Below are 12,094 nucleotides of genomic sequence, written 5' to 3'. Positions count from 1 at the left end.
ATGGGTAGTACACGATATTCTTTTTTGAATGATGAAGGTCCTGCAGTTAAACACTGTTCTAAATGTGGTAGACGTATACCACTTAGCTCACCTTATGACCAGTGCAAAGAATGCATGAAAAAAGAACTCTTTCCAAAAGTGAAAGAGTTCATTAATGAAAACTATGATGTCAACGAAATGATTGTTGCTCAAGAGTTTGGTATCGACCGAAGCATCATCCATGAGTGGGTCCGTGATGGTCACTTGGAATATAAAACACGTCCACAACTGTAGAATTTATATTCTACTGTCGTGGCATGTGAAATATACTGTTTGTCGTTCGTCGGCAATTTTATGAAGGAGTTTTAATGACTCCTTTATTTTTTTGTCATCAAGATTTGTAAATGGATCATCCAAAATAAGAATTGGCTTCTCATCTGGATAAAGCACGTCAACAAGAGCAAGTCTGGAACAAAGAGCAACTAAATCCTGGTATCCCTGAGACAGATATTCAGCACTTTTGGTGCTTCCAGAATATGCCAGCTTTATATTTAAATCCATATCAAGCTCAAAATCCTCAATGGCATATCCTGATTTTGTAGCCTCCGGACCATTAATCAATCCAAGGTATTTGTGAAGTCCATTTTGAAGCGGTTGCATATACTTAGACTGGAAGCTTTCTCTGGCTCTTTGAAGGAAGTCCTCTGTCTTTGTAAGAAGCTCAGCATTCTTTTTGTACTCCTTTTCCTTTACCTCAAGACGTTCTATTTGCTCAGAAATATCGCTTAATCTTTCAACATCCTCAAGTGCCTGTGCGAGATTTTCTTTCTCCTGCATGATTTGTCTATTAAGCTCCATGATTTGTTCATCCAAAGCATTTTGCTTTTGCTGAAGATCATCCACTGACTGAACCTGCTCATTCACATCGTACATTTCCTCAAACTTAGCGATTTCTTCTTTGAGGTTGTCCACACGCTCTTTTATAGCAGTGTAGGCGCGCTTTTTAATACTGATGCTTTGAATCTGTTCAAGACGCTCAAGCGACTTATCAATTGGATATCTTGAAAGGATATTGTTAATATCCTCAGTCATAGTCTTTATAGAGCTTTCATGACTGTCAATCTCTTCCTGCTCCTCAAGGTATTTTGCATACTTTTCAGCATCCTTTTTGAGCTGTGCAAGGAATTCGTATTCCCCGCCCATTTCGTAGAGATTGATTCCATACCATGTAGCAAAAGGCTGTATCTTTGTGTATAGCTCTAGCTGCAAATCTGCAAGCTCATCAAGTGTGCCTTCTGCTTCCTGATGTCTTGATTTTTCTTCTTCAAGAAGATGTCGATACTGATCCAGCTTTCTACGAATTTCGTATACATTTTCCTGCATGGTATCAGCTCTGGTAAGAAGGAAGTGGGACAGAAATTCTGAGCACTCTTCCTGCAATTCTCTAAGCTCTAATGTGCTGAGTTCAAGGGCATCCTCTTCTTCCGATACACGCTCCTCGTATTCTGCAGCCTGTTTCATTTTATTCTTGTGAGTACGTCTTCCGCTGATTGAAAGAATAACCACATCCACAATGATGGCCACAAAGCTGACTATTTCTACAATTCTTCCAACAATATCTGTCAGATAGTTGCTAAACACAACACCTGTCATAATAAAGATTGCCAGGAAGATTGTGCCAATAATGTGCCAAACGCTAACTGTATTTTTCTTGTTGAGTTTTTCATTTGCCTCTCGCTCCGCTCTAAGGGCGATAAGCCTTTCGTTGCTTTGACTCACCCTTGCCTCAAGGCCAGTAATCAAAGTTGTCTGGCGTTCTATATGAGAAAGCTGTTCGTCGGTAGGCTCCATTTTATCAAAGAAGAATTTAAGCTCTGTGAGCTGCTTATTGGATTCCTCTGAGAGTTTTGAATGCTCTGCCTTTGCACGGAGCTCTGAAAGATTCGATGCCATTTTGTTCCACATAGCAAACTCAGAATCATCTGGTATTCTCTCTGTAAATGGCTTATCAAAAACTGGTGTCTCTCTACTTCTATCCTCTGATAATCCTCTTAGGGCACGCTCATGAACAGCCAAATCTCGCTCAGTCTGTTCCAGCATAACAATTTCATCATCGCTAGGAATCCCTGCTTTAAAGAATTCTTCTAACTCCGACAGCTTGCCAAGCTCGCTATCTAAGTTTTCTTTATGAATTCTGTATGCACCAAGCTCCTGCTCCTTTTTACTTTGAAGCTGAATTGTCTCGGCCAGCTTAGTTTTTTCTGCATTAAGCTGATTAAGATTGCCCTGCTTTTCCTCTACCAGGCAACTCATGGCCTCAACACTTTCCTCTATAGCTGGAAGCTTTTCGTATTCTTCCTTGCATTTATTTATTTCGCTTTTAACGCCATAAAGCTTGCCTGGATTGATTTTACTATTTCTAGTGTATTCAACACGTGCATCCTTTACGCTCTTTAAGGCTACATCAAAGTTGCTGATGTCATCTCTGGCAGCAGTAAGATTTCCCATTTTTGCATTGAGGGAATCTGTCATTCCTGTTCCCAAAGAAAGCTGTGGAATATATACACTCTTCTCAAATGAATCCCTATCAACTCTGAATAATTCTTCACCAATATCCTCGGTATAGTCGTTTGACAAAAGGCCTGTCACATCATCGTAAAGAGCGAATGTATCATCCTTATCTGTCTTGCCAAAGGTACGCTCGATTCGGTATCTACGGTCTTTTGCCGTAAAGACGATATTTCCTCCACAAAGACTACCATCCCATGGAAGATAATGATTTCTCTCTAAAAGCTTTTTCTTTGTATTTGGAGAATATTCCAATCCATAAAACATGGCCTTAATGAATACTGAAAATGTGGTTTTGCCCCATCCATTTTCCTGAAGTATTGGATTGAAACCTTCATCAAAATCGTATTTAAATTCTGTAATCTTGCCAAAGTGGGCAATATAGCATGATACTAATTTCATTCAATATCCTCCCCCATAATGGCTCTAATTCCTAGTTCGATAATCTTGGCTTTCTCCTCTTCATCCATATCCTGAGCCTGAACCAGACGGACAAATTCGCCCTTCAAGCTCTTGTCGTATTTGAAGCTATCATAATCAACCAATGTCTTTGTTCTGTCATAACATTTTACGAAGAAATATTTATTCTCAAACAAACGCACAAACCGTACAATATCAAGCTCGTCATCCAGCTCACGTTCGCCAGTAATAACGAACTTGATAAGGTCCTGGTCGTCTACATCAAGTAGCAATTCCTTTGCCTTTGCCACTGTATCCTGAAGGGACATATCAGCTGTAACTTCTACCTGAATTTCATGAAGTCTTCTAAGGGCAAATGGAATAAACTCTGATGTGATTTTTCCATCATCTATATCCATCAGCACAAAGCCCTTATCTCCAGTTTCATCGAAGCCACGACCCTCAAGACAGCCTGGATAGCAATACACACCTCTATCATCCAACTGCTCATAAATATATTTATGCACATGACCAAGAGCAAGATAATCAATAAACTTGCCCTTTAAAGCAGTGGTATTGATGATTTCAGCACCATCCCTGCCATCATAATCAGACTGCTGCCCATGCAACATAACGATATTAGTGTTTGCAGAATCAAGCACCAAACGTTGAGCCATAGTTGCAACGTTTGCAGAGTTAATCTCCATACCAGTAATCACAACATCATCTAGCTCATAGCTAGTCCATCCATCATCTGTAAACATATGGAAATTAGAAGGTATCTCATCTATACCCTCTTCCATAAAGTCGCATCTATCATGGTTGCCCTTCAGATAATAAAACTCAATCTGAGGATTATTTACTATCTGCTCAACAACTCTTCTTTTAACTTCTTTTCTAATGTGGATTTTATCGAATAAATCTCCGGCAATAAGAATAGCACGCACCTGATTATCGAGAGCGTACTCTACCATACGTTCAAAAGTCTCTATCAACTCCGAACGCCTAAGAAGTGCCTGGTCTTTATCAAGATTGCTTTCCATCTTGGAGTCTAAGTGCAGGTCTGCACAATGAATAATTCGCATACAATCTCCCTAACAATTTCTCCCTTATTCTTGCCTATAATTCTAGCACAACTCCCGCCCCCGTTACATCTTCTTTTTCACCAAAAAGTAACGGCACCCACTATTCACTTTTTCATAGGGCCGGGCTCCCCCACTGTAACACGGGCGCTGAAACTGCAAGAGAGTGACATCGCATGAATATTATGTTTTTCTAAGGTACAAGGAGAACACACTAATTTGTGGTGTCTTTTGCAGGTCTGTACATTTTCTGAATCTGTATGTCTATGGACGGACACATGGTTCTTGATTAGATTATGGATTTCAAAAACTATGGTAACCTTTGGGTGATTTTGGAAAAAGCTTAGTAGAACAAAAAGAGATATTTGATATGGATGAGCAGCTGTCGCCAGGACGGCGACAGCAGTGGTCACGCTGAAACACGATGTTGAATGTGCCACGGTGCTCATACATACAAATATCTCTTTTTTAGTTCTACTTAGCGAATGTAATATGAACCCAAGGTACCATAGCTTTGGAAATCCATATTTATAGTTTAAAAGTGTCCGTCCTAGCCTATACAGATTCAGAAAAGGTTCATCCCGCAACAAGACACTCACAGTGTGTTCTCCTTTTGTACCAAGAAAAACTATAATATTCGCGAAATCGTCACTCCATTGCAGTGCAAGCGCCCGTACCACAGTGGGGGAGCCCGGTCTGTAGACCTAGATTAAATTCAATTCCTTCATCCCATTATATATTCCGTCTTCAGTGATATTCGTTGTAACGAAATCCGCTATCGCCTTTAAATCATCTGAAGCATTTCCCATGGCAACCCCAATGCCAGCATATTCAATCATTTCAAAATCGTTTGGTCCATCTCCAAAGGCAACTGTGTCTTCTCTTTTGATTCCCAAGTATTCCACAAGCTTTTCCATTCCTACAGCCTTTGTAATTCCACCAACTGCTATTTCACCAGAGGATTCGTTTTCATTTTTAAAGCTCATGGCAGTAATGTAGTAATCTTCCCCAAGCATCTCTTTTATCTGTCCCAGCGATAATCCTGCCTTGTAATAGCATATTTTCTCCGCATTTTTATACTTACCTGCGTTATTTATTAAATTGTCATCTACATATTCATGCTCGAAAATCTGTGAAATATTCTTTGGAACCTTACCCTTTAGACGTTTCTTAAAATTCTCATGCATCGCCTCAAAACACTCTGTAGTACCAACCACCTTATCCGTGCATTGAAGCATGTATATCATTTCTTGAGATTTCATAAAATCAAGAAGTTTAGATAGCTGTGCCTCTGTCATATAGTTTGCAAAAATCTCTTTTCCTCCATATGAAACATTAGCTCCTGCTGCAGATACGAATCCGTCGAATCCGAATTCTAATAATCTTTCTTCGATTTGGCAGATGCTTCTGCCTGTACATAAAATAATCTTGTGGCCATTAGCCTTAGCCAATCTTAAAGCTTCCTTGGCAGATTCTGGAAATTCCCCGCCAAAATTGATGAGTGTACCATCAATATCAAAAAAAATAACTTTCTTACTCATAATAACTAGACCTCGTCGTAATTAATTCGATTATTCCATAATTGAAATTATCTGTCTAGACTATTATTTTCTAAAATATACATAAAAAAGTGAGGTCACCTATGATTACATAAATGGCCCCACCCCTTATCAATATTGAGTATTATTTAGGTTAAATATTGTTTTCAGTGTCCAACTTAAACTGACTAACAACCCTTGTTAAATCATGTGCAATGCCATTTTGCTTATCTGACATTCCATTAATCTCAGTTACTGTCTCAGATAGCTCGGAAACAGAATCCATTACTTCGCCACTATTTGCTGCTGTATTCTGAGTGGCCTCTGCAATATTTTGAATTGCTGATTTAACCTCGTTCATAATTTCCTGAATTGATTCAGTCATATTTGAAAGCTTCTCAGATGTTTCTTTAATTGATTCTGCATCCTGTCCATATCTTTCAGCAACACCTACAAAGTTTTTATAATCTGGTGTTACTGTATTTGAAACATAGTCAAGAAGGGATTTAGCGTTAGTAGCAAGGCCTTCAAAGGCATCCTGTATAGCAGAAATAGTTTCCTGAATCTTCTCTACAGAATCTGTTGTCTGACCTGCCAACTTACCAATTTCTGTTGCTACAACTGCGAAGCCTTTTCCTTGCTCGCCTGCACGTGCTGCCTCAATTGATGCATTAAGAGAGAGCAATGTAATCTGATCTGCAATGTCTGCAATTACACTTGCCATCTCACCAATGTTTTCAACAACCTGAGACTGTGCAATACTGTCTTCCAGCTTGGTCTCGAAGCTAGACTGCAAGGTTTGAGATTTATCGAAGGCCTCCTGGCTGTTCTTGCCGATTTCTGTAGCTCTCTTCTGAATATCAATAGCAAGATCCAAGCTGCCTTTAGTCTCATCATTTAAGCTGTCTGTAGACATTGCAACCTGCTCAACAGATGCTGAAAGCTGCTGTGTTGCAGCTGAGGAATTCATCATATCCTCGTTTACAGCTGTCATAATATCTACAATCTTATCGAACTCAATCTTCAGCTCATTCGCAGAAGATTTAAGATTATTGCTCGCCTCGTTAATATCCACTGAATAATCTGAAATACTTTGAATAACACCCTTGTTATTGCCGTACATATCATTCAATGAGGTTGACATTACAGCAAGCTCATCCTTACCTTTTACAGAAAGCTTCTCAATTGTAAAATCGCCTTCCGCAAGCTCTGTAGCAAAGTTTTGAACCTTTCTGATTGTCTTGGCCACGCCACCGATACCCATAACAATAATTACTATTGCTACTACCAATGCCACAATACATACGATTACTAAACGATTGATTAACAGGTATATTGGCTGTTTTAATTCATATGCATCAATGGAAACCATAAGCTTCCATCCTGTCAAATCTATAGTATCAAAGTATACTTTGTAATCAGTCTTTCCTGCGGTATATCCAGATGTTCCTTCATCTTCAGCAAGCACTGTACTCATCATCGATACAACAGATGCATTATCATCTTCTGTTAAATAGGCACCTGATTGAACTTTTTCGTCATCATATCCTGCAATAAGTAAACCGTCTGCAGATGTAAGGATGCCTACACCTGTTTTTCCTACTGTTACATTACTAATAATTTCGGTAATAGCGGAAAGTTCGATATCTACTGTAACGCAGCCAATCTTTGTGCCGTTTACAACAATAGGAGTAGAACATGAGGACATTACTGTTCCTGATGTTGGATCATAATATGGGTCCGTTATTACAGGGCCATCGCTTGCCATTGCATTTGTATAGTATTCCTGAGCGAAATAATCATATGTGGAATTACTATATTCCCATGTAGTAACTGATTTGTCACCATCCTTATATACATATGGACCATAATATTGTTGCTCTGGGTCGTAGGCATATGGTTCGAACCACAATCCTGAGCCTAATACGATATCGTTTGTTGCAATCATATCCTGAAGCATTTTCTCATATGCTTCCCATGTTGTGTATGTATATGATGAAGCAACACTGATAGCGATGGAATCTGCTAGAGTTTCAACATCCTGCAAATATCCGCTTACCTCAGAACTATTAGCTCGCAATTCTGCACTCATAGACTCTTGAGTTTTTGTATCCACAAGAGCGTCACTTGATGTTGCAGACATAATAGTCAACACTATCTGTGCTATTACGAGTATTGGTAAAATCATTACCAACATCTTTGTCCCGATTTTCTTAAAACTCATACTTACCCCTCCATATTGTCTGATAATTGATTTTATTTTAATCTATAATTGTGTATAAATGTTGAAAATTCAACGTCATCAAGTGAACATTTTGTGCATAAAAAAGCGCCCCTAAGGGCGCTAAGCTTACGATTCAGATTGTTTTAAGAAGATATTCTCTATCGCATTTATGATTTTTGTCTGCATTGGTGGCTTTACAAAATAGCCTGCTGGTTTTAAATCGAGCACGGCATCTACATGCTCCTTATCCGCTATTCCTGTGAGGAAAATAACTGGAACATTTTTGTAATCATCCTCTGCTCTAATCATTTCAAGAGTCTGCTTACCATCTACAACTGGCATCTCATAATCAAGAATGATTAAGTCTGGCCTATCCTGGCCCATAGCCTTCATGCACTGAGCAGCAGATGTAGCAAGTGTAACTCGATATTTATCTTGAAGCATATTTCGCATATTTCTAAGGAGCACTGGATTATCATCTACAACAATGATATGGCGCTTCTCAGTTTCCACTACAGCGTTCAGAATAGCATCTGCATTCATGCTGAAAGCCTTACAGATTTCTTTTATAATTTCCTCACGGCTAGGCTGCTGAATATGCTTGCACTGTCCTGAATAGTAGTAAGAAATAAACATTTGCTTCTTGAGCTCGCGACCAAATGTTATTACAGGAAGTTGATCGTTGTACTCTCGAATCGCTTCAAAAATATCTTCCTGATGTGTTTCAAAGTCGTCAATGTCCATCAAAACTAAATCAGGAGCGTATAACTTCAACATGCTCTTAACTATTTTTGCACTACTAGTACATAACTGTGTATGGAAATGTTGTGCAAGGAATGAATTTACATCTGATGGTGATTCGTTACTAAAATCTCCCACTATAAGTATTTTACGCATTTTGTATTCTCCTTAACTAGCTTTGTAGCTCTTCAATATCTGCAAGTGCCTCATCTTCTTCTAGATTCATAATACGAAGATTTAGTTGCTCCAATTTGATTTGTTTATCTTCATCATAAGAATATGACATAATCTGTTTCATAATATTATCAGCCTGCTCTGAGTCATGTGTCATAATAGACATCTTTAACATTTCTAGCAAAGCAAATAACTCGTCAATATCCTCTAACTTAGGTTTTTCAACATCCGAAGAAAGAACCTTCAGTCTGTCATGCATTATTTCCAACTCTTCAATAAGAATTGGTGTAATTGCTTTTATTCTATCGATATTATTATCTTTTGCAGCGAACTCACAGGTCTTTGCAAGTCCACCTAAGGCTGTGGCACCGATTGTATTAGCCATGCTTTTAACAGCGTGAACTTTTATACGGTAATCTTCAAGTGTATTTCCGCTGTCTATATCTTTATAATACCGAAGAATCTCATCCCTTTCAAACATTATTGAATCATAAAAATCCACTGCCGTCTGAAATACCATGTTTGTATCAGGGAAATGAAGCAGTGCATAATCCCAATCAATTCCTTCAATATCAGGAAGCTCGATTTTCTTAACGCGATTCTTCCTTGCCTCATCTTTTGCATCCGGCTCGTGATACTCTAGTAAGGACTCTGGAAGGAAATCGCGGATTGTTTTTTCAAGCTGTGCTGGAACTACTGGCTTCGAAAGGAAACCGTGGAAGCCAAGTGTTAAATATCTTTCTTTTGCTCCCGCAATAGCATTTGCAGTAAGAGCAATTACCGGTGTGCCCAAGCACTTATTACCTTCAAGCTTTGCCATAGCTTTGAAGGTTTCGACACCATCCATACCAGGCATCATATGATCCAGGAAAATCATATCGAAATGCTGATTCTTGATAAGTTGCAAACAGTCATATCCATTTTCAGCTTCAACAACTTTTACCTTTGAATCTCTAAGCAAAGCCACAAATACCTTGCGGTTCATAGCATTGTCATCTACTACAAGGAAAGTAGCATTTGGCGCCTCAAAGCTTGTGCTGTACTCATAATTTGAAGTAAGCTGCTTTAGCTTTTGCTCGAAATCTCCGATTGGCTCAGGATTAACAACCTCCTGACTGATTGTAAATGAAAAAGTAGAGCCCTCGCCATAGGTACTATCTACATTTAATGTGCTGCCCATCATCTTAAGAAGATTTTGAGTAATGGGCATTCCAAGGCCTGCGCCTTCAATGTTTCTATTTCTATTAACTTCCAGTCTTTCAAAGGACTCAAACATCCTTTTAATGTCCTCTGGCTTAATTCCAATACCTGTATCTTTAACAGAGAATGTAAGCTCAACGTACTCTCCAAAGCTCTTTTTACATGTGGTGGTTATTTCAATGTAGCCTTCCTGAGTATACTTAACTGCATTTGTAATGATATTTGTAAGAACCTGTTTGATTCGAATATCATCACCTAGCATGTTGCAAGGAATATTGCTTGCAATGTTAAGCTTTAATTCCAAATTCTTTTCTTTTGCCCTCAGCACAACATTATTCAAAACATCATGCATAAGGCTCATGAAATCATATTCGCCTTTGACGATGCCCAACTTACCGGATTCGATCTTGGTGATATCCAAAATATCATTAATCAGAGAAAGCAAATTCTGTGATGCAGTCTTTATATCAAGGGCATATTCTTCAACAACCTGTTCTGATGTTTCTCTCAGAATCATTTCATCCATACCCATAATGGTATTGATAGGAGTTCTGATTTCGTGAGACATATTTGCAAGGAAATTACTCTTTGCTTCTGTTGCAATCTGAGCCTGCTTCTCCGCCTTCTTAGCCTGCAAAGTTTTTTCTAGCAAATCATCATTATTTATTGCTGCCTGTCTATATAGTTTTTCATAAATCGATCTTTGGAATTTGATGATGGAGCCAATAGCAAAAGCGCTAATCATCATTGATTGCACAACATCAAAAAATACACTTCGCTTTGTCTGTAAGCTCACAACATATTCTGGATGATAATAAGAAATAACGTAGCAACCAATAATGATTGCCACATCAGTTAATAACATAAACAAGAAATCCATGCCATCCAAAAGCATGAAAATAAAAATTAGTCCCATGGAAAACCAGCAGACCATTCCACTGTTGATTCCTCCTGTAACAAAGAACATTACAGGGAAGAGAGCTATTCCAACCACAAAACATACAGCTATTGTGCTGTTTTTCAGCCTGTTCATATAGTTGGCCATATATATGCAAACTGCATCTATTACTACCGAAACAATAATTACTGCAGTCAAAATTCCAGACATACCATTGATTATATTGAATGGAATTGTAATAACTCCACCAATAAATCCAACAATAGTTATGATGTTAAATAAAACCAAATCTATAGGTAGGTCTGGACTAAAAAACTTTTTCTGAAATGCCTTAAGTTTATTCAAAACAACGTCCCCATTATTCCTTACAAAGTGTGTATTTTCGCCGAAAATACCCTAAAATAAATATAATGGAATAAATAAAATTGTACAATACCGGACACACGAATAATTCGTGAAAAAACTGTGAAGGCATCACATTTGTCACCTATATATTCTCAATCTGCCAGTCAATGGGGCTTAAACCCTTAGATTTCAAGAATTCATTGGTCTGCGAAAAGTGCTTGCAGCCAAAGAATCCTCTATATGCAGAAAGAGGTGATGGGTGTGGTGCTTTCAGTATTAAATGATTTGGGTTATTAAGCTTTGCGCATTTTTTTGCTGCTGGTGAACCCCAAAGCAAAAATACTATCGGACGATCCTGCTGATTCAGAATGTCGATAACCGCATCTGTAAACTGCTCCCAACCAATACCTGCATGGCTGGCAGCCTGATGAGCCCTAACTGTAAGCACATTGTTAAGCATAAGAACACCCTGTCTTGCCCATTTCTCCAGATAACCATTGTTTGGAATATAACATCCCAAGTCATCGTTTAGCTCTTTATATATATTCACAAGTGAAGGTGGTGTTTTCACTCCCGGTTTTACCGAAAAGCAAAGGCCATGTGCCTGCCCTGGCTCATGATATGGATCCTGTCCAATAATAACAACCTTTACCTCAGATAACGGTGTGAAATCGAAAGCATTAAAAATATCATCTGCTGGTGGATAAACCAGATGCTCGTGATATTCCTTTTTTACTGTTTCGTATAAATTTTTATAGTATGGCTTTTTAAACTCTGGAGTGAGAGGCTCAAGCCAATCATTTGTAATTGCTGACATACTACATCCTTTCGTTTCTAATTTGTCATAATATTATGAATATTGCAAAGGTTTCCACAAATCACATCTGCGGCATCTTTTAACGCACATCTATTCATATTTATTCTTTTTACGTGCTCAATTGCCTAT

8 protein-coding genes are annotated in these 12,094 nt (G+C 38.5%); 1 reads left to right on the top strand and 7 read right to left on the bottom strand.

The features are described from left to right. The gene (locus BO15_RS0105100; RefSeq protein WP_052169775.1) at positions 1–273 is read left to right on the top strand and encodes a hypothetical protein; all 273 of its coding nucleotides are present in this window, start codon (positions 1–3) and stop codon (positions 271–273) included. Between the two features lie 3 nt (positions 274–276). Here BO15_RS0105100 and BO15_RS0105095 read toward each other — a convergent pair whose 3' ends face one another. The 7 genes from BO15_RS0105095 to ung all read right to left on the bottom strand — a co-directional run bounded on the left by BO15_RS0105095 (position 277) and on the right by ung (position 11,965). Then, on the bottom strand, positions 277–2,949 hold the full coding sequence (locus BO15_RS0105095; protein WP_033152969.1) for an AAA family ATPase: 2,673 nt from the start codon (positions 2,947–2,949) through the stop codon (positions 277–279). Next, positions 2,946–4,031: a metallophosphoesterase family protein gene (locus BO15_RS0105090; RefSeq protein ID WP_033152967.1), complete on the bottom strand. Its 1,086-nt coding sequence runs from the start codon at positions 4,029–4,031 to the stop codon at positions 2,946–2,948. The genes BO15_RS0105095 and BO15_RS0105090 overlap by 4 nt, the downstream gene beginning before the upstream one ends. Before the next feature lie 701 nt (positions 4,032–4,732). Further along, positions 4,733–5,569: a Cof-type HAD-IIB family hydrolase gene (locus BO15_RS0105080; protein WP_033152957.1), complete on the bottom strand. Its 837-nt coding sequence runs from the start codon at positions 5,567–5,569 to the stop codon at positions 4,733–4,735. Between the two features lie 151 nt (positions 5,570–5,720). After that, positions 5,721–7,790 (bottom strand): methyl-accepting chemotaxis protein, encoded by a 2,070-nt coding sequence (locus tag BO15_RS0105075; protein ID WP_033152955.1) that lies wholly within the window; start codon positions 7,788–7,790, stop codon positions 5,721–5,723. A gap of 126 nt (positions 7,791–7,916) precedes the next feature. Then, complete coding sequence (locus tag BO15_RS0105070; protein ID WP_033152953.1) at positions 7,917–8,687, bottom strand: response regulator; 771 nt, start codon at positions 8,685–8,687, stop codon at positions 7,917–7,919. 16 nt (positions 8,688–8,703) lie between these two features. After that, entirely contained in the window at positions 8,704–11,148 is a 2,445-nt protein-coding gene (locus BO15_RS0105065) for an ATP-binding protein (protein ID WP_052169774.1), read from the bottom strand. Positions 11,149–11,290: 142 nt separating this feature from the next. Further along, positions 11,291–11,965 carry a uracil-DNA glycosylase gene (ung, locus tag BO15_RS0105060; protein WP_033152951.1) on the bottom strand — a complete coding sequence of 225 codons (675 nt, stop codon included), beginning with the start codon at positions 11,963–11,965 and terminating at the stop codon, positions 11,291–11,293. Positions 11,966–12,094 lie beyond the last annotated feature (129 nt).

Origin of the sequence: Pseudobutyrivibrio ruminis HUN009, assembly GCF_000703005.1 — a bacterium.
GTDB lineage: Bacteria > Bacillota > Clostridia > Lachnospirales > Lachnospiraceae > Pseudobutyrivibrio > Pseudobutyrivibrio ruminis_A.
Note: the sequence above shows the minus strand (reverse complement) of the source record. Positions and strands in the feature narration are given on the sequence as shown.

Bases quoted from the DNA above. Each gene is read 5' to 3' on its own strand.
- BO15_RS0105080 (WP_033152957.1), bottom strand. From the start codon at position 5,569: ATGAGTAAGAAAGTTATTTTTTTTGATATTGATGGTACACTCATCAAT.
- BO15_RS0105100 (WP_052169775.1), top strand. From the start codon at position 1: ATGGGTAGTACACGATATTCTTTTTTGAATGATGAAGGTCCTGCAGTT.
- BO15_RS0105095 (WP_033152969.1), bottom strand. From the start codon at position 2,949: ATGAAATTAGTATCATGCTATATTGCCCACTTTGGCAAGATTACAGAA.
- ung (WP_033152951.1), bottom strand. From the start codon at position 11,965: ATGTCAGCAATTACAAATGATTGGCTTGAGCCTCTCACTCCAGAGTTT.
- BO15_RS0105070 (WP_033152953.1), bottom strand. From the start codon at position 8,687: ATGCGTAAAATACTTATAGTGGGAGATTTTAGTAACGAATCACCATCA.
- BO15_RS0105075 (WP_033152955.1), bottom strand. From the start codon at position 7,790: ATGAGTTTTAAGAAAATCGGGACAAAGATGTTGGTAATGATTTTACCA.
- BO15_RS0105090 (WP_033152967.1), bottom strand. From the start codon at position 4,031: ATGCGAATTATTCATTGTGCAGACCTGCACTTAGACTCCAAGATGGAA.